At 66.4% G+C, this 18,079-nt stretch carries 14 protein-coding genes; 7 read left to right on the forward strand and 7 right to left on the reverse strand.

All coding sequences use genetic code 11. From position 1 onward, the window contains the following. Nucleotides 1-71: 71 nt before the first annotated feature. Together BW38_RS14340 and BW38_RS14335 are read right to left on the reverse strand one after the other, a co-directional pair. Nucleotides 72-3,071: a TonB-dependent receptor gene (locus tag BW38_RS14340; protein WP_032975609.1), complete on the reverse strand. Its 3,000-nt coding sequence runs from the start codon at nt 3,069-3,071 to the stop codon at nt 72-74. A 50-nt stretch (nt 3,072-3,121) separates the two neighbouring features. Further along, complete coding sequence (locus BW38_RS14335) at nt 3,122-4,594, reverse strand: transglutaminase domain-containing protein (protein WP_032975611.1); 1,473 nt, start codon at nt 4,592-4,594, stop codon at nt 3,122-3,124. Nucleotides 4,595-4,726: 132 nt separating this feature from the next. Here BW38_RS14335 and BW38_RS14330 point away from each other — a divergent pair, with 132 nt between their 5' ends. From BW38_RS14330 to BW38_RS14305, 6 genes are all read left to right on the forward strand, one after another. Beyond that, nucleotides 4,727-6,172, forward strand: a complete 1,446-nt coding sequence (locus BW38_RS14330; RefSeq protein WP_032975646.1) for an SH3 domain-containing protein — start codon at nt 4,727-4,729, stop codon at nt 6,170-6,172. Then, nucleotides 6,173-7,267: a dipeptide epimerase gene (locus BW38_RS14325; protein ID WP_025878242.1), complete on the forward strand. Its 1,095-nt coding sequence runs from the start codon at nt 6,173-6,175 to the stop codon at nt 7,265-7,267. A gap of 400 nt (nt 7,268-7,667) precedes the next feature. After that, nucleotides 7,668-8,516 carry a MurR/RpiR family transcriptional regulator gene (locus tag BW38_RS14320; RefSeq protein ID WP_032975614.1) on the forward strand — a complete coding sequence of 283 codons (849 nt, stop codon included), beginning with the start codon at nt 7,668-7,670 and terminating at the stop codon, nt 8,514-8,516. Between the two features lie 12 nt (nt 8,517-8,528). Further along, nucleotides 8,529-9,293, forward strand: coding sequence for a L,D-transpeptidase family protein (locus tag BW38_RS14315; RefSeq protein ID WP_032975615.1), 765 nt, complete (start codon nt 8,529-8,531; stop codon nt 9,291-9,293). Continuing rightward, nucleotides 9,290-10,591: an amino acid permease gene (locus BW38_RS14310; RefSeq protein ID WP_032975616.1), complete on the forward strand. Its 1,302-nt coding sequence runs from the start codon at nt 9,290-9,292 to the stop codon at nt 10,589-10,591. The genes BW38_RS14315 and BW38_RS14310 overlap by 4 nt, the downstream gene beginning before the upstream one ends. Nucleotides 10,592-10,673: 82 nt before the next feature. Continuing rightward, entirely contained in the window at nt 10,674-11,021 is a 348-nt protein-coding gene (locus BW38_RS14305) for a hypothetical protein (protein ID WP_025878246.1), read from the forward strand. Nucleotides 11,022-11,128: 107 nt separating this feature from the next. On the opposite strand, the gene yiaA is transcribed toward BW38_RS14305, so the two are convergent. After that, the gene (gene yiaA / locus BW38_RS14300; protein WP_025878247.1) at nt 11,129-11,581 is read right to left on the reverse strand and encodes an inner membrane protein YiaA; all 453 of its coding nucleotides are present in this window, start codon (nt 11,579-11,581) and stop codon (nt 11,129-11,131) included. 172 nt (nt 11,582-11,753) lie between these two features. Here yiaA and BW38_RS14295 point away from each other — a divergent pair, with 172 nt between their 5' ends. Next, nucleotides 11,754-12,920, forward strand: coding sequence for a PQQ-dependent sugar dehydrogenase (locus BW38_RS14295; protein ID WP_032975617.1), 1,167 nt, complete (start codon nt 11,754-11,756; stop codon nt 12,918-12,920). Between the two features lie 106 nt (nt 12,921-13,026). On the opposite strand, the gene BW38_RS14290 is transcribed toward BW38_RS14295, so the two are convergent. The 4 genes from BW38_RS14290 to folB form a co-directional block, all read right to left on the reverse strand. Then, nucleotides 13,027-13,620 carry a hypothetical protein gene (locus BW38_RS14290; RefSeq protein WP_032975618.1) on the reverse strand — a complete coding sequence of 198 codons (594 nt, stop codon included), beginning with the start codon at nt 13,618-13,620 and terminating at the stop codon, nt 13,027-13,029. Nucleotides 13,621-13,757: 137 nt separating this feature from the next. Further along, a complete protein-coding gene (locus BW38_RS14285) occupies nt 13,758-15,932 on the reverse strand; it encodes a glycoside hydrolase family 3 N-terminal domain-containing protein (RefSeq protein WP_032975619.1) in 2,175 nt (724 codons plus the stop codon). 128 nt (nt 15,933-16,060) lie between these two features. Further along, complete coding sequence (locus BW38_RS14280; protein WP_032975620.1) at nt 16,061-17,332, reverse strand: mechanosensitive ion channel domain-containing protein; 1,272 nt, start codon at nt 17,330-17,332, stop codon at nt 16,061-16,063. A 91-nt stretch (nt 17,333-17,423) separates the two neighbouring features. Beyond that, entirely contained in the window at nt 17,424-17,777 is a 354-nt protein-coding gene (gene folB, locus BW38_RS14275) for a dihydroneopterin aldolase (protein WP_025878255.1), read from the reverse strand. Nucleotides 17,778-18,079: the final 302 nt, after the last annotated feature.

An 18,079-nucleotide genomic window follows, 5' to 3' on the forward strand; every position in this document is an offset into this window, starting at 1 on the left:
CAGGCAGCGCGCAGGCAGGTACGGCGTTCATCAAGCCACGCCGCCCCGCAGGGCGGCGCGCAGATGCATCCTCAATAATTCCAGGTCACCGTCAACTGCGCATAGCGCGGCGACTGGAATCCCATGCCATAACCATACATCGGGTTCGGCGTGCCGATGCTGTCCTGCGGTTCGTAGTCCTGGTCCACGGTGACCACGCGCTGCTGGTTGAGCACGTTGTACACCGCCAGCTTCAGGCGCAGGTCAGTGGGGATCGGCACCTTGTAGGAAACGCTGACGTCCAGATCGTAGGTCCACGGGGTACGGCCATCGCCACCGCGCGGCGAATGCACGAACACACGTTCGGAGGGGACCGTCGACTGGCAGTTGGACACACACACGTAATAGCTGTGGAAGTCGGTGTCGTCGAAGGGATTGCCCGCACCGAAGCGGGTGATCGGGCTGCCCGACTGCACGCCCAGGGTGGCGGCCACGCTGAGATTCTCGGTCAACGCGTAGCTGCCGCGGAACTTGAACTGATGGCGGCGGTCATTGGCCAGATAGCCATAACCGCGGTAGTTCACCCATGGGTTGTCGAAGTTCTCGGTGCGGCCAGCGTCGGCGAAGTCGGTATCGGAGTTGACCGGGCCTTCGGCGTTGCCGCGGCCGTAGGCCAGCGTATAGGAGGCATTGAAGCCCCACTTGCCATCCCACGCGCGATCGACCTGCAGTTCCAGCGCCTTGTAGTCACGCTTGGGCTTCACCCAGCCGCGTTGCCCCACGTAATTGCCGTCGTCGTCATACAACGCCCAGCCTTCCTTGGAGGTGTCGATGTCGATCCAGCCATCGTTGCTGCCATCGCAATTGGTGTCCCCCCAGACTGTGTTCGTGCGCCCGGGGTTTCCCATGATCCAGACGCCGTCGATCGCACCACACTGGCCGGTGGCGGTGATGTTCATGTCATCGATGGCGTTGCTCAGGCGCCGGTAGGTGACGCTTGCGGCAACCGACCACGATTCACTCAGCATGTGCTGGAAGCCTAGAATCGCCTCATCCTGGTAGACCGGATCCATGTCCCGGTTCACTTCGGCGCGCAGGTCCGGGACGCTGCCATCGCCTTGCGAATTGTCGACCGGACCGATCTGGCCGCCCAGGTTCGGCACGTTGTTGGCGGCGCCGGTGTAGCCCAGGAACTCATACCAGGTGCGCTCATCGAGGAAGCCACCGGCCTGCTTGATATTGATGACGTTGGCCACCGGCAGGTAGTAACGACCCAGGTTGCCGAACACCTTGGTGGTGCCATCACCACGAACGTCCCAGGCGAAGCCCAGGCGCGGTGCGATCATGTTGTCGATCTTGATGTAGCTGTCGCCGTCGCCGCCCTTGTTGTCGAACCCTTCCACGCGCGCGCCGATGTTGAGCAGGAAGTTCGGGGTGACCTGCCAGTTGTCTTCCAGGTAGTAGGCTGAGTTGATGGTCTCGAACGAACCGGCCACTTCGTAGCGACGGGTACGCGCGACCAGGCCGCTGGCGGGCACGGTGCCGCCGTTGAGTGAACTGCCCGGCGTGCGGTAGTAGATGTCGTAGCGCAGGCCACCGGGACCGGGATAGGCGCGCTCGTAGTCGGAGGTGTTTTCTTCGCGGTCCAGGCCAAAGCGCAGCAGATGGTTGCCGATGGACCATTCAAAGTCGGCGCGCGCGGCCTTGCGCGTATCCAGCGCCGACTCCAGCTGCGAACTGCTGGTGCAGCTGCGGTCACCCTGCAGGTTGGAAGGCACGCCCTGGCTGGCAGTGCGGTTGTCGAACACGCGGTTGCAGTTCTCGTCCATCAACGAGCTCTGCGTGCGGTTGCGCTTGTTCTCGCCATACATCAGCTTCATGGTCAGATCGTTGTTGACCTGCCAGCTGTAGGTGCCCGACCAGTTCCTGCCGCCCACCGTGTTGTAGATCTGGTTGTTGCGCTCGGCTGCGACAGTGCCGGTGTCATGGTCGTAGCGATAGACGTCGGTGACGGTGTCGCTCTTGTCGGAGAATCCGAACAGCGACAGCATCTGGTTGTCGGTGATCTGCCAATCCAGCTTGCCGCCCCAGAACGGATCATCGGCGGTACCCCGGTTGAACACGGTACCGGCATCATTGGTCGAATTGGGCCTGTAGTCGCGCGCTTCGTACATGCCGAAGAAGAACAGCCGGTCCTGCACCAGCGCACCGGAGGCGAACACATTCAGCGCACTGCGCGAGTAGTCGTCACGGCTGGCGGTGATGTAACGGCTGCCGTCGCCGTCATAGCGGTCGCGCGCCTGCGACTGCCAAGCGCGCGGCTCGAACACCAGTTCGGCACCGGCCTTGAAGTCGTTGCTGCCCGAGCGGGTGACGGCGTTGATGACGCCGCCGGTGCTGCGACCGAACTCCACCGAGTAGCCGCCGGTCTTCACCTGGAACTCCTGGTAGAACGAGAACGGTACCGACGAGAACCCGACCCGGTTGTAGAAATCGGTGACGTTCAGGCCGTTGATGTAGACGGTGTTCTCCGCCACCGACGAACCACCGAAGGAGATGCCCTGTCCACCCAGCGAGCCCTTGCCCTTCACCGCGCCAGGCGCCAGCAGCGCTACCGCGGTGATGTCACGGTCCACCGGCAGCCGCGACAGTTCCTCGCGGGTGATGTTCGTGGCCGACTCGGTGGACTTCACGTCCACCATCGACACCACCTGCGGCGCGCGTACTTCAACGGTGCCCAACGTGCTGACCGCGCCCAGCGGCACATTCACCGTGGTTGCACTGCCCAGGCTAACGGTGACCTGGCCGACGCGGCTGGCAGCACCACCCGGCAGGCTGACCTCCATGTCATAGGTGCCGACCGGCAACAACGGAATGCGGTAGCTGCCCTTGCTGTCGGCCTGCACCGAACGCACAAAGCCAGTGGCGGGGTTGCGCACGGTAACGGTGGCACCGGCAGGCACCTGTCCGGCATCGCTGGTCAGGCGGCCGACCACGGCTCCGTCCTGTGCGAATGCGCTGGGCGCCAGCGTGGCCATGCACGCGCCGAGGGCGACGCACAAGGCCGCCCGCTTGATGTTGTAAGCCTTCATCCCCTGCTCTCTCCTGCAAGAATTGAATGGTGGTGGGGTGGTGTGTCGCGCTAGCGTTGCCCGGCTGGCAGTACCCGCCACTGGAAGTCGTAGCTCCATTGGTCGAAGTACAGGTTGCCGCCTGACCACTCGGCCTCGCCGCGCTGCGAGTCGACCGTTTCCGAGCGGTAGTGCTGTTTGGCCGGCACGAACGCCTGGCCGAAATCGTCGTTGAAGGCGATGCGGTAGCCATCAAGGCCGCCGAGGTAGAAGTCACGCAGCGCGGGCGTGTCGCTGGCCAGCGCACCGGTGGTCACATCCATCGGCAGCCAGCCATAGGGCGCCAGGTAGACCTGGCCCCAGTCGTGCAGGTTGTTGTAGCCGCTGCCATCGTCGGAGAACACCATGCCCGATTGCCAGCGCGCGGGAATGCCGTTCATGCGCAGCAGGGCGATCAACAGCAGTGTCTGTTGCCCGCAATCGGCATGACCGGCGCGCAACGCGTAGTCGCTGATGTTGCTGAGGGTCGAGTACTCGCGCGCACCGGCCCATGGAATGCGGTCGACCGCGGCGAACAGCTTGCGTACCACTTCATACGGGCGCGTCTCGCCCTGCAGCACCTGCTCGGAGAACAGCTTCAGCGCCGGCGTGAAGCGCACGTGCGGCAGCTGCTCGGCCAGATAGGGCTTCAATGCTGGATCATCCGGCGTAGCCTGCACCTTTGTCACATCGATTGCCGTGCGGCGCGCGAAGATCGTCACCGCGTAGCGGATTTCAAAGTACGTCGGCTGCCCGGCCACCGCCTTGGCTTCCAGGTAGGCGGTGCGCTGCTGGGTGCTGGCCGGGGCGACTCGAGCCTTGCCTGGTGCACTGCCGATCCACTGCACGCGCTCCTGCTGGCCGGGAATCTCGCGCGGGTACGGAATCCAGGCACGTACGGTTTCGCCGGCCGGTACGGCATCCGCCTTGACCGTCAACGATTGGGTGAATTCGATGCGCTGCGGCAGCACGGATGCCATGCCGCTCTGTTCGGCGGCGGCAACCACGCGCGCGTGATGCGCGTTGAGCACCTCGTTGGGGCCCGGCGCCGGCATCGGCGCATCCGCGCGGCGGCGTGCACGCGCTTCATCGCTGAGCAGGAACAGGTTCGATGGTGCGCGCTTGAAGTACCAGCGCGTGCCATCGATGTCGAGATGCTCGATCAGGCCAAGCTGGTCCCAGCGCGCGAATTCCTCGTTGGTCAGGTCGGGAATCCAGCGGCGTACCGCTGCTTTGGCAGCGGCTTGGTCAAGGGAGAAATCCAGTTTGATGCGGCGCATGCGCTCGCGCTGGAACGCGCTTTCGGCAGCATCGCCTGCGGTCGCCAGCAACGCATCGGCATCGCTGAAACGACCGCTGTCGACCAGATCGATCAGCTGCGTTTCCCGTTCGCGATCAATGGCGCTGCGCGGATCCGCGGCCGGTGTCGCCGACGCCCACAGCAGCAGCGCGGCACACAGGCCGGCAGCGGCAGGCAGAGACGGTTTGCGAACGGCAGGATCCACAGCGACACTTCCCAAGCGCGGGTGGTAACGGCTGTGTAACACGGGCCGGAAGACCGGTCAATAATTTATTCTTGCTTTCGGGGCCGAAAGGAATAAATATTCCAACAGGCATTCGAGGAGGGTGTGCAGCGCATGATCCTGGCTTCCCGCGAACCGCGTCGGCACTGGCCGCACCGGTTGACCTTGGCACTGGCCCTGGGCCTGCTGGGCGCACCCGCATTCACCCAGGCGGCCACGCCTGTACCCGACCCCGGCGCCCCGCTGCCTTACGTGATCGGCCTGCACGAGGCCTATCTCACCGCGGACTACTGGGCGGCACGGCTGGACAATGCCGACGCACCTATCCTGGACCGCGCGCAGATCGAGGCGCAGAACGCACGGATGCGCGCGCAGGACAAGCACATCCAGGACATCGCCACCCTGCCTGCGCAGCTGAGCGCGGGACAGGTGCGTGACAGCATCACCACGCTGTCGAGCTGGCCCACGCGGGCGCTGTATGACGACAAGGGCCGCACCATCGCACCGGACGTGCGCAGTGCGATCGAAACCAACCTCGGTCTCGACGCAGTTCCGGCGCAGGTGTCGCCGGACTACGCTCTGGTGGTGAAGCGCGCCGCGCTGCGCACCTTCCCCACCCGCCAGCGTGTCTTCAGCACCGTCGGCGATACCGACATCGACCGCTTCCAGGAATCGGCACTGTTCCCCGGCGACAGGGTTGCCATCGTCCACCGCAGCACCGACGGCCGCTGGCTGTTCGTGCACAGCGAGCGCTACAGCGCATGGATCGAAGCCGACGCGGTGGCCAGCGGTGACAAGGCCACGGTGCTCGGCTACGGCGCGAAGGGCCCGTACCGCGTCGTCACCGCCGCCACAGCGCACACCGCCTACACACCCGAAGAACCGCGCGTATCGCGCCTGCAGCTGGACATGGGCGTGCGCCTGCCGGTGTTGGCCGACTGGCCCGTCGCTGAGCCAGTGAACGGGCAACAAGCGCACGCCTCGTGGGTGGTGCAGCTGCCGGTGCGCGAGGCCGATGGCCGCCTGAAGCTGGTGCCGGCGCTGCTGCCGCGCTCACAGGACACCGCCGCCGACTACCTGCCGCTGACTCCGCGCCTGCTGCTGCAGCAAGCGTTCAAGTTCCTCGGCGAGCGCTACGGCTGGGGCCACGACTACGACACCCGCGACTGCAGTGGATTCGTATCGGAGATCTACCGCAGCTTCGGCGTGCTGCTGCCACGCAATACCAGCGCACAGGCGGTCAGTCCCGCGCTGGACCGCTTGCCGTTCACCGCCAAGGACGGCAAGGCCGTGCGCGACCGCGCCGTCACCGATCTGCAGGTGGGTGACCTGGTCTACATCCCCGGCCACGTGATGATGGCCATCGGCCACGTCGATGGCCGCACCTGGGTGATCCACGATACCGCGGGCGGCAGCTGGTTCGGCGCCGACGGCAAGCGTGTGCAGGCCCACCTCAATGGCGTATCGGTCACCCCGCTGGAGCCGATGATGGCCAGCGACAGCGTCCGCTACATCGATCGCATCACCAACATCCAACGCCTGCGTGCCAAGAACCCCTGAATGAAGATCACCGCCATCGAACTGGGCATGCTGCGCGTGCCGCTGAAGACCCCTTTCAAGACCGCGCTGCGCACGGTGGAAACCGTGGAGGACGTGGTGGTGCTGATCCGCACCGACAGCGGCCACACCGGCTACGGCGAGGCGCCTGCCACCGCGGTGATCACCGGTGATACCCACGGCTCGATCATCGAAGCGATCCGGCACTTCATCGCCCCGCGCCTGATCGGCCAGGAGGTGGTCAACCTCAACCGCCTGTGCACGCTGGTGCAGACCGCGATGGAGCGCAACACCAGCGCCAAGGCGGCGGTGGAGATCGCCCTGTACGACCTGTGGGCGCAGCTGCATGGCGCGCCGCTGTACCAGATGCTCGGTGGTGGCGACCCGGTGATCACCACCGACATCACCATCAGCGTGGACTACATCGACAAGATGGTGGCCGATTCGCTGTCGGCGATCGAACGCGGCTTCGAGTCGCTGAAGATCAAGGTCGGCAAGGACATCGGCGTGGACATCGAACGGGTCAAGGCGATCCATGCCGCCGTCGAAGGCCGTGCGCTGCTGCGCTTGGATGCCAACCAGGGCTGGACCGCCAAGCAGGCGGTGCATGCGATGCGCACGCTGGAAGATGCAGGTGTGGTGCTGGAACTGCTGGAGCAGCCGGTCAAGGCCGCCGACATCAGCGGCCTGAAGTACGTGACCGATCGGGTCAACACCCCGGTGATGGCCGACGAGAGCGTGTTCAGCCCGAGCCAGGTGATGGACCTGATCCAGCAGCGCGCCGCCGACATCATCAACATCAAGCTGATGAAAACCGGTGGCCTGTCCAACGCAATCCGCATTGCCGACATCGCCGGCATCTACGGCGTGCCGTGCATGATCGGCTGCATGATCGAATCCAGCATCAGCGTGGCTGCAGCGGTGCACCTGGCGGTAGCCAAGAGCGATGTGATCACCAAGGTCGACCTGGATGGCCCCTCACTGGGGCAGTTCGATCCGGTCAGCGGCGGGGTGCGCTTCAACGAGTCGGAGATCAGCATCAGCGATGTGCCGGGGTTGGGCATTACCGAAGTGCGGGGGCTGGAGATGCTGGGTTGATTTCTGCCTTGCGGCTGGCTTGGCGTACAACTGACGTTGGGTCGGGCGTTACTTTTCTTTTCGCGAAAAGAAAAGTAACCAAAGGAAACGCTCCGCCGGCCGCGAGCCGACGTGCTGCGCACGCCGGTGCCCTGCGCTCCTCGGTCCGCCGAGGGACGGCGCGGAACTCGCTGCGCTCAGACACCCGCGCCTCTTCGCCCTCGCCGGACCTGCGGTGCTCGGCTCGCTTGAAGGCGGACTCAACTGCAGCTCCGGGTAGATCCACGCCATGCGTGGATGTCCTTGCTCCTGCTTTTGCCCCACTCCGTGCCCCCTTCGCGGCTGGCACCCGCCCGAGCCACCACATACTCTGCTCTACGCCGCCAACCGCAACGCGCCTACACATGCCCGGACGCCCCGCATGCCGCCCCTGCTGAAAATCCGCACCGAGCGCGGGCAGATGTCGGCCATCGAACGCCGCATCGCCGACTTCATCCTCGACAACGCGCACCTGCTGCGCGACTACTCCTCGCAGCAGCTGGCCAGCGCGCTGGGCATCAGCCAGTCCAGCGTGGTCAAGTTCAGCCAGAAGCTCGGCTTCAAGGGCTACCCGGACCTGAAATATTCCATCGGCGAGGACGTCGCCCGCGCCGGTGCCGACCCACAGCAGGCGCCCGCCGAACCGGACATCAGCGATGACTACCTGCGCCTGGGCGACGCCCTGCGCCGCAGCAAGGCCCAGGCCGAGGAAGAAACCCGCCAGGCCAACCCACGCGAGGAGATCGAGCGCATCGTGCAGCTGCTCGACGGCGCGCCCAAGCTGTTTGTGCATGGCCTCGGTGACGATGGCCTGTACGCGCGCGAATTCGCCATGCGGCTGTCGCTGCTCGGCCTGCTGGTGGTGCCGCATACCGATCCGATCCTGATGCTGGCCAACCTGTCCGCCGCGCGCCCGGGCGATGTGCTGCTGATGTTCTCCGAGTTCGGCAAGTTGCCACAGCTTTCGCAGCTGTCGCGCCAGTTCCAGGACATGGGCGGCAAGGTGGTGTCGATCACCCGCCACACCGCCAACCCGCTGCGTGCGCATGCCGATGCGGCACTGGTGGTGTGCGCGCACGACCGCGCGCCGCAGGTGGCGCAGCTGCTGTACCGTAGCGCCATGCATGCCCTGCTCGATTTCCTGTTCGTGCTGCTCTGCCACGCCAATCCGGATCGCCAGCAGCAGCTGGCGGTGAACCTGGAACGGATCGACCACCTGCTGGATTCCTGACCGGAGCGCCCGATGAACCTGCTGCTGGCCCGCCTTGCATCTGCCGCGCTGCTGCTCGTTGCCGCAGCTGCTCTCCACGCTGCCCCGCTGGACAACGCTCGCCAACTGATCGTGGTAACCAGCGAGACCTGGGACAGCACGCAGGGCCAGCTGCAGGCCTTCGTGCGCGACGGCAAGCACTGGCGCAGGCACGGCCAGGCCTTCCCGGTGGCGCTGGGTCGCACCGGCAGTGCCTGGGGCCTGGGCCTGCATCCTGCCCAGACCGGCGGTCCGCAGAAACAGGAGGGCGATGGCCGCAGTCCGGCCGGTGTGTTCGCGCTGGGCAGCGCGTTCGGCTATGCCATCACCCGGCCCGGCACGGCGATGACCTATCAGCCGATGCTCGAGAGCAGCTACTGCATGGACGTGCCAGCATCGCCGTTCTACAACCGCATCGTCGATGCGAAGAAGGTGGGCAGCGCCGCCATAGCCGGTTCCACCGAACCGATGCGGCTGGACCTGCACAACCAGGGTGACGTGCGTTACCGGGAAGGCTTCGTGATCGCGCACAACCCGGACAACCAACCCGGCAAGGGCAGCTGCATCTTCGCCCATCTGTGGCGCCAGCCCGGCGAGGCCACCGCTGGCTGCACTGCGATGCCAGAGATGCGCATGCAGGCGTTGCTGGACTGGCTGCGCCCGCAGGACACGCCACGCTTCGTCCTGTTGCCAAGGGCCGAATACCAGCGCCTGCAGGCACAGTGGAAGCTGCCCGCGCTTGAAGGAGCCGTACGTTGAGCGCCGCCGACGAACCCCAACTGCAGCGCGCGGTCAGCCGCTGGCAGATCGTCGGCCTGTCCATCAACGATGTGGTCGGCAGCGGCATCTACCTGCTGCCGGCGGCCACGGTCGCCCTGCTCGGTCCCTTCAGCCTGTGGGGCGTGGTCGCCGCCGGCATCCTCGTCGCCCTGCTGGTGCTGTGCTACGCGCAGGCGGCCAGCTATTTCGATGAGCCCGGTGGCAGCTACCTGTACGCGCGCGAAGCCTTTGGCCGCTTCGCCGGCTTCGAGATCGGCTGGATGATCTGGCTGACCCGCATCAGCTCGGCCGCAGCGCTCAGCAATGCGCTGGCCGACGCTGTGGCGCGGTTCTGGCCGTGGGCAGGCGCAGGCATGGGCCGTATCGCGATCATCGTTGTCTCGCTCGGTTTCCTCACCGGGGTGAACATCATCGGCGTGCGTTCGGCCGCCCGCACCGGCATCGTGCTGGTGATCGGCAAGATGCTGCCGCTGCTGTTGTTCGTGGCCATCGGCGCGTTCTACATCGACCCGCAGTTGGCCTTCTCCGGCCAGCGCCCGGACCCGCACGACCTGCAGCGCATGGGCGAGGCGGCGCTGCTGTTGCTGTATGCCTACGCCGGATTCGAGAACATTCCGGCCGCAGCCGGTGAATACCGCAACCCACGCCGCGACATCCCGTTCGCGCTGATCACCATGATCGTCACCGTCACCGTGATCTACGCGGCGGTGCAGATCGTGGCGCAGGGCACGCTGCCCGGCCTGGCCGGCTCGGCCACGCCGCTGGCCGATGCGGCCTCAAGCTTCGGCGGCGAGGCGCTGGCGCTGATCCTCACCGTGGGCGCGACCATATCCATCCTCGGCACCAACAGCAACACGATGATGATGGGCCCGCGCTTCCTGTTCGCCCTGGCCCGCGATGGCTACGGCCCGAAGGTGCTGGCGCAGGTGCACCCGCGCTTCCGTACCCCGGCCGCGGCGATCTTCTGCCAGGGCCTGATCGCCCTCGGCCTGGCGCTGTCCGGGTCGTTCGTGCAGCTGGCACTGCTGTCGATGACCACACGCCTGTTCGCCTACATCGGCACGGCCGCCGCAGTGCTGGTACTGGCCAAGCGCTATGCCGACCGTCCCGGCGCGTTGAAGCTGCCCGGCGGCCCGTTGATTCCGGTGCTGGCCCTGCTGCTGTGCGTGGCCCTGTTTGCCAGTGCCAGCTGGCAGAACATCGTCGCGGCGCTGGTCGCCTTCGCCGTTGGCGCGGTGATCTACAAGCTGCCGCGCAAGGATGCCGCTGCTGATTGACCTGCCGATCACGCTGCCGGTCCGGCGCGTTAACCGGCCGATGGGCACGATCAGGCTTCGTCCACTACGGAGCCTTCTGTCCATGAGCCCCGATTACCAGATCCCCGGTCGCGTGCCGGAAGACAGCACCCCGCGCGAGGCCATTTCCGACTACTGGCGCGACCGCTACAGCGCCGAACCGTATTACGACGCCAGCCTGCTGTTCGATGACTACGAGCCGGCCTATCAGATCGGCCACGCAGCGCGCTTCAACGAAACCCGCGCCGATCAGGTGATCCGCGCCTACGAACAGGTCGAAGCGGAGTTGCAGTCCCGCTGGGCGACGGAGCGCGGCAAGAGCCGCCTGGAATGGGATCAGGCCCGCGCCGCTGTCCGCCGCGGTTGGGATGAAGCCCATGTAGCCGATCCGCGGCTGACGCGCCACGGTTGACCCCTCCAGCAGTTGACTGATGCAGGCCCAGTAGCGCCGAGCCCCTGCTCGGCGCCTTCTGCGTTGCAGGCCTGGGCCGGGCAGGCGCTAGGCGCTGCCTCAGCCGGTCATTCTTGTTCCGGCAGCGGCGGGATCGACGAAGCGCGCTTGGGCTCGGCCGCGTTGGCGGCAATCAGGTCGCGGGTGTTCTTCTGCACCGCCACCGCGCCAAACAGCGACAGCGCGAACGCCATGCCGTAGAAGCCCTTTTCGCTCAGCACCAGGGTGGCGTTCCACAGGCCGACCAGCAGCAGCAACAGCGCCGACAGCAGTGCGAACCAGCACAGCGCGTAGTACAGGCCGCTCACCGGAATGGCCTCGACGCGGTCGCGCACGCTCTTCTGCAGCGATACCGCTGCAAACAGGCCGAACAGCAGCAGGGTCAGGTAATAGCCCTTCTCGTTCAGCGGCATCTCGGCATTGAACAGGCCGACCAGGTAGGCCACCGCGCCCAGCAGCAGGGCCACCCACGAGGCGGCGATGAAGGCGGGCGAGGGTCGATGGATGAGGGGTGCGTTCATTGCAGGTCCTTGGCAGACAGGCGGGCAATGCTTTGCCCGGGCGACAACACCCTAGACGATCCGCGCCATGCCGCACAGGGGGGAGCAGGACCTTCGGGCCACGACCGTCACCGCCCCGGTGGTATACAAGGGAGAGCCTGGCCATCCGCATCCCCTTCCGCTGGAGATACCCATGACCCGCACGCCCCTGCTGCTCGCCCTCGGCCTGCTGCCGATCCTCGCCACCACCGCCTGCAACGCGGCCGGCCCTGATGCGTCTGGCCAGAAGGTCCCGGCGACCGCCGCGGCCAGCGCAGACCAACGCCCCTTCACCGCCACCGAGGTCAGCCGGTTCGACCAGCCGTGGGCGATGACCTTCCTGCCCGATGGCAGCCTGCTGGTCACCGAAAAGCGCGGCAAGCTGCAGCATCTGGACCTGGCCAGCGGCCAGAAACATGAAATCACCGGTGTGCCGAAGGTCGCCTACGGCGGCCAGGGTGGGTTCGGTGACGTCATCCTGCATCCGGATTTCGCCCGCAACCGTGTGGTGTACGTCAGCTACGCCGAGGAAGGCACGCTGGACACGCGCGGCGCGGCCGTGGCCCGTGCCACCCTCGCCCTCGATGCCAACGGTGGCGGCCAGCTGAAGGACCTGAAGGTGATCTGGCGGCAGACGCCGAAGGTCAGCGGCGAAGGCCACTACGGCCACCGCCTGGCCTTCGGCCCGGACGGCAAGCTGTGGATCAGTTCGAGCGAACGGCAGAAGTTCGATCCTGCGCAGGACATGAGCGGCAACCTGGGCAAGATCATCCGCCTCAACGACGACGGCAGCCTGCCGGCCGACAATCCGTTCGCCTCGCAGGGCGGCGTGGCCGCGCAGGTGTGGTCGCTCGGCCACCGCAACGTGCTGGGCATCGCCTTCGATGCCAACGGCAAGCTGTGGGCGCAGGAGATGGGCCCGGCCGGCGGCGATGAGCTGAACCTGATCGTGCGCGGTGCCAACTACGGCTATCCGATCGTGTCCAACGGCGACCACTACGACGGCCGTCCGATTCCCGACCATGACACCCGCCCGGAGTTCGCCGCACCGAAGGTGACCTGGAACCCGGTGATTTCCCCGGCCGGCCTGATGTTCTACAGCGGCAGCCTGTTCCCGCAGTGGAAGGGCAGCGCCTTCATCGGCGGGCTGTCGTCCACCTCGCTGGTGCGGGTTGCCTTCGACGGCGACAGCGCGCGCGAGGCCGAACGCTTCAACATGGGCGAGCGCATCCGCGAAGTGGAACAGGGCCCGGACGGCGCGCTGTGGCTGCTGGAAGACGGCAGCAAGGCACGGCTGCTGAAGCTCACGCCGAAGGCCTGACGGCCGGGTGGTGCCGGCTGCTGGCCGGCACCTGCAGGAGCCCTGGTTGCCGGCCAGCGGCCGGCACTACCGATCTGGAACGGCCCTGCATACGGGGCCGTTTTCGTTACTGGATGGTGCCGACCTTCACCTCGGTGCGCGTGCAGGCCTTGTCCAGGCACTGGCCGGTCAGCCAGACCTGGCCATCGCCGACCATCACGCCCTGCTGGTTGACGAACACCGTGCCGAAGTCCTGCGCGGACACCGCCTTGACCACCGCCGGGGTGATGATCTTTTCGTAGTTGCGCTGGAATTCACCGGGCCCGGTGATCTTCCTGCCACCGCTGATGTTCAGCGGGAAACGCACTTCTTCAACCACCGCCGCGCGATCGCCACCGACCACTGCGGTCTTGAAGGCAGTGAATACTTTTTCATACTGCGCCGCATCGCCGAGCAGCGTCTCGATGCGCGCGCGGGCGTCGTCTGCCGCCGCAGGTGCTGCGGGGTTGGCAGCATCGGCCGGCGTCGCAGCCGCATCCTTGGCGTGCTCCGCCGCAGCCTGTGGCGCGGCGACCGCATCGGGCGTGGTGCTGGCGGCCGCTTCGGCCGGCGTCGCGCCCGTCATCGGCGGAGGCGCATCGGCGGCAGGTCCGGGCGGCGGTGCCGGCTGCGAGCACGCTGCCAGCAACAGGACAGGAACAAGGTAGGCCATCGTGCGCATGCGCGGTCTCCATCGGATCAGGCTCCGATGGTAGCGCCGGGCGGTGCCCGGCGTGTTCGCCATGGGTGAGGACGCCGGGCATGGCCCGGCGCTACTCATTGCCAGTAGATCCACGCCATGCGTGGATGCTCTACCGATCAGGCCTTCAGCAGTTCGAACTGCACCGCGTCACCAGCCATCGACGAGGCGCACACCCACACGTCGAACAGGCCCGGCTCGGCACGCAGCACGCCGTCGCGGCCGGTGAATGCCAGCTGTTCACGGGTCAGGGTGAACACCACCTCGGCCGACTCGCCCGGCTGCAGGGCCACCTTGCGGAAGTCCTTCAGCTCGCGCACCGGCCGCACGCGGCTGGCCACGCGGTCGTGGATGTACAGCTGCACCACTTCCTCGCCAGCCACGCTGCCGGTATTGGTCAGCGTGGTGGTCAGGGTCAGGGTGTCGTCCCAGCCGACGCGCGCACTGCTCAGCTGCGGCACGCCGTAGGCGAAGGTGGTGTAGCCGATGCCATGGCCGAACGGGTACAACGGCTCGTTCGGAATCTCGCGCCAGCGTGCCTTGAATTCCGACATCGTCGGCAGTTCCGGGCGACCGGTGCGCGGGTGGTTGTAGAAGTACGGCTGCTGGCCGGACACCTGCGGGAAGCTGACCGGCAGGCGGCCGGAGGGGCTGTAATCGCCGAACAGCACATCGGCCACGGCATGGCCGGTCTGCGTGCCCAGGTACCAGGTGATCGCAACGGCATGCGCATTGCGCACGGCGCCCTGCAGGGCCAGCGCGCGACCATTGCGCAGCAGCACCACCAGCGGCTTGCCGGTCATCGCCACCGCTTCGGCCAGCGCCTGCTGTGCCGGCGGCAGGGTGATCTCCACGCGCGACTGCGCCTCGCCGCTGTAACGCTGCGGCTCGCCCAGCGCCAGCACCACCACGTCGGCGCGCAGCGCAGCGGCCACGGCCGCCTCGGTGCCACCGGCAATGGCGGCTTCCAGTTCGCATCCCGGCACCACTTCCAGCAGCGCGTCATCGCCGATGGCCGCGCGCACGCCGGTTTCCAGATCCACGTAGCGCTGCTTGTCGCCGAACAGCGTCCAGCAGCCTTCGATGTTGTCGCGGTCCTGCACGAACGGGCCGATCAGCGCGATCTTCTGCCCGTTCTTCTGCAGCGGCAGCACGTTGTCGCGGTTGTTCAGCAGCACGATCGAACGGCGCGCGGCATCACGCGACAGTTCGTCATGGGCGTCGATATGGGAGGTATCGGCTTCGCGCGCCGGGTCCAGCGAACGGTACGGGTCGTCGAACAGGCCGATGGCTTCCTTCAGCCACAGGATGCGGCGCACGCCTTCATCCAGCACGCTCATCGGCACCTCGCCGCTCTCCACCAGGCCCGGCAGGTGCTCGGCGTAGAAGCCGCTCTGCATGCTCAGGTCCAGGCCGGCGGTGAACGCCTTGGCGGTGGCATCGCGGTCGTCGGCGGCATAACCGTGCGCGACCAGTTCCATGTCGGCGGTGTAGTCGGAGATCACCACGCCCGGGAACTTCCATTCACCGCGCAGGATGTCGGTCAGCAGCTCGGCGTTGGCGCTGGCCGGCACGCCGTTGATGTCGTTGAACGAGGACATCACGGTGATCGCGCCAGCATCGAAGGCCGCCTTGAACGGCGGCAGGTGCACATCGCGCAGGGTCTGCGGCGAAATGTCCACCATGTTGTATTCCATGCCGGCCATCACCGCGCCATAGGCGGCAAAGTGCTTGGGCGTTGCCAGCAGCGAGTCGGCGGCGCGCAGGTCGCTGCCCTGGAAGCCACGCACGCGGGCAGCGGCGAAGGCACAGCCCAGTACCACGTCCTCACCGGCACCTTCGGCACCGCGGCCCCAGCGCTGGTCACGGGCGATGTCCACTGCCGGTGCGTAGGTCCAGTGCAGGCCGGCAGCGGTAGCTTCAACCGCAGTGGCGCGCGCGGTGCGCTCGGCCAGATCCGGCTCGAAGCTGGCGGCCTCGCCCAGCGGAATCGGGAACACCGTGCGCATGCCGTGGATGACGTCGGCCGCCAGGATCACCGGGATGCCCAGGCGGCTCTCCTCGGTGGCGACCTGCTGGATGCGGCGGCCGAGCTCGGCGCCGACACCGTTGAACAGCGAGCCGACCTTGCCCTCGCGCACCTGCTGCAGCACCTGGTCGGCATTGCGCACGTTGGCTTCCGGGTTCACGTCCGGGGCGAACGGGCGGACCATGTCCGCGAAGACACCCAGCTGGCCGACTTTTTCCTCGACGGTCATCTGGGCAATGAGGGATTCGATGCGATCGGAGGCCACCGGCAGTCCTTGATGAAAACGTTTACAAGCCCGGCATTCTAGCGATCCCGGACGATTTGGCGAGAGGTTTCGTCATTCAGTTTCAGCCACCAGCCGGATCCGTACGGTCCGGCCGGGGGCATCGCAGCTTACTCCGAGCCGGCCAACTGGCGCTGCCCGGCCATCAACATCGCGTCGCTGGACGCCTGGAACACCCGCAGGCCAAAGGCCGGCAGGATCGCCAGCAGGTGGTCGAAGATGTCCGACTGCACCGCCTCGTATTCGCCCCAGGCGGTGCTGCGGGTGAAGCAGTACAGCTCCAGCGGCAGGCCTTCGGTGGTCGGCTGCAGCTGGCGCACCAGCAGGGTCATATCGGTATGGATGCCCGGGTGGCTGGCCAGATAACGCTCCACGTAGGCGCGGAAGGTGCCCAGGTTGGTCACCCGGCGGCTGTTGACCTCGGCCACGCCCTGCTCGCGCAGGCGCCCGTTCCACTGGCCCAGCTCCTGCTGCTTGCCGCGCAGGTAGTCGCCCAGCAGGGCGAACTGGCCGAGGAAGGCCAGGTCGTCCTCCTCCATGAAACGCACACTGTGCTGGTCCAGGAACAGCGCGCGCTTGATCCGGCGGCCACCGGCCTCCTGCATGCCGCGCCAGTTCTTGAACGACTCGGTCACCAGCTTCTTGGTCGGGATGGTGGTGATGGTCTTGTCGAAGTTCTGCACCGTCACCGTATGCAGGGCGATATCGATGACATCGCCGTCGGCATTCTGGCTGGGCATCTCGATCCAGTCGCCGATACGGATACGCCCATCACCACTGATCTGCACGCTGGCCACCAGCGACAGGATGGTGTCTTGGAAGATCAGCATCAGTACTGCGGTGGCCGCGCCCAGGCCGGTGACCAGGTAGCGCAGGTCGACACCGGCGAGGGTGGCAACGATCGACAGCCCGGCGATCACGAAGATGATGATCTTGGCGACCTGCAGGTACCCCTTGATCGGCTTGTTGCGCGCCTCGGGGCGACGTTCGTACAGGTCGTTGGCCGCATCCAGCGCATGCGACAGCGCCATCACCACGGTCAGGATCGCCCACGCCTGGCAGGCACCGATGATGAAGCCGACCAGGCCCGGCGGCAGGTCCGGCACGATACGGATGCCCGAGGCGATCACCTGGCTGGGCACCACGTTGGACAGCCGCGAAATGACCCGCATCAGATGGCTGCCGCGGCCGGTATCGGCGCCGGGCAGGCGGTTGAGCAGGCGACGCAGGCCGCGCAGCAGGATGCGCTTGGTCACCCAGTTGGCCAGGCCGGCGGCAACCAGCAGCGCCGAGATCATCAACGCCAGGTAGGCGCCAGGATAGGGTTCCAGTGTGTTCTGCAGCTTTTCCAGCCACTGTACCGCCACCACTGCGTCCACCATCGGTTGTCTCCTTCTTCATTGCTGTTGAGGTTGCCGGCCAGCGGCCGGCACTACCGGGGGTTGCCAGCCGACGGCCGGCATTACCGGCGTGTCAGTCCCGCGAGCGTTCGATGATCACGCCGACCGCACGTGCACCGCGCACCGCCCCGGGCTTGCTCAGCTTCAGGCGCAGCCACTTCACGTCGAACTCGTCCAGCACGATCTGCGCGCAGCGCTCGGCCAGGGTCTCCACCAGGCCGAACTCCGATTCGCGCACGAACTGCTCCAGGCGCTTGCTGACCGCCTTGTAGTTCAGGGTGTGGGCAATGTCATCGCTGGCGGCCGGGCGACGGTTGTCGAACCCCATCTCCAGATCGAACACCAGGTCCTGGCGGATCCGCCGCTCCCAATCGTAGATGCCGATCAGGGCGTCGATCGTCAGCCCTTCGATGAAAACCTTGTCCATTGCGGTTACCAGCCGGAAAACAGGCGGCCATGGTAACGGGACGGCAGTGAGCCTGCCCGGAACGGAGGAGGGTCGCCGGGCATTCGCAAGGTCTGGAAAAGACAAAGGGCCCTGCTAGCGGGGCCCTTTGGTACTACCGTTTTGTCCCCGGGGGGAGCTTTCTCAAGCCGCGGGTCCCGGTGGCGCAGGCACTGAGGTTAGGCAAGGACCCAATCGCCGGTCAAGGCCAATTGCGACAAAGCAACTCACGGAATTCGTCCGAGCCGAAACACAGGAAATCGGTCACGCAGGCAACGGCGTTC

This window comes from Stenotrophomonas sp. RIT309, assembly GCF_000632045.1.
GTDB lineage: Bacteria > Pseudomonadota > Gammaproteobacteria > Xanthomonadales > Xanthomonadaceae > Stenotrophomonas > Stenotrophomonas indicatrix.

Excerpts from the sequence above, each read along its gene's own strand:
- BW38_RS14325 (WP_025878242.1), top strand. The coding sequence starts at position 6,173 with ATGAAGATCACCGCCATCGAACTGGGCATGCTGCGCGTGCCGCTGAAG.
- BW38_RS14320 (WP_032975614.1), top strand. The coding sequence starts at position 7,668 with ATGCCGCCCCTGCTGAAAATCCGCACCGAGCGCGGGCAGATGTCGGCC.
- yiaA (WP_025878247.1), bottom strand. The coding sequence starts at position 11,581 with ATGAACGCACCCCTCATCCATCGACCCTCGCCCGCCTTCATCGCCGCC.
- BW38_RS14290 (WP_032975618.1), bottom strand. The coding sequence starts at position 13,620 with ATGCGCACGATGGCCTACCTTGTTCCTGTCCTGTTGCTGGCAGCGTGC.
- BW38_RS14330 (WP_032975646.1), top strand. The coding sequence starts at position 4,727 with ATGATCCTGGCTTCCCGCGAACCGCGTCGGCACTGGCCGCACCGGTTG.
- folB (WP_025878255.1), bottom strand. The coding sequence starts at position 17,777 with ATGGACAAGGTTTTCATCGAAGGGCTGACGATCGACGCCCTGATCGGC.
- BW38_RS14295 (WP_032975617.1), top strand. The coding sequence starts at position 11,754 with ATGACCCGCACGCCCCTGCTGCTCGCCCTCGGCCTGCTGCCGATCCTC.
- BW38_RS14305 (WP_025878246.1), top strand. The coding sequence starts at position 10,674 with ATGAGCCCCGATTACCAGATCCCCGGTCGCGTGCCGGAAGACAGCACC.
- BW38_RS14280 (WP_032975620.1), bottom strand. The coding sequence starts at position 17,332 with ATGGTGGACGCAGTGGTGGCGGTACAGTGGCTGGAAAAGCTGCAGAAC.
- BW38_RS14340 (WP_032975609.1), bottom strand. The coding sequence starts at position 3,071 with ATGAAGGCTTACAACATCAAGCGGGCGGCCTTGTGCGTCGCCCTCGGC.
- BW38_RS14315 (WP_032975615.1), top strand. The coding sequence starts at position 8,529 with ATGAACCTGCTGCTGGCCCGCCTTGCATCTGCCGCGCTGCTGCTCGTT.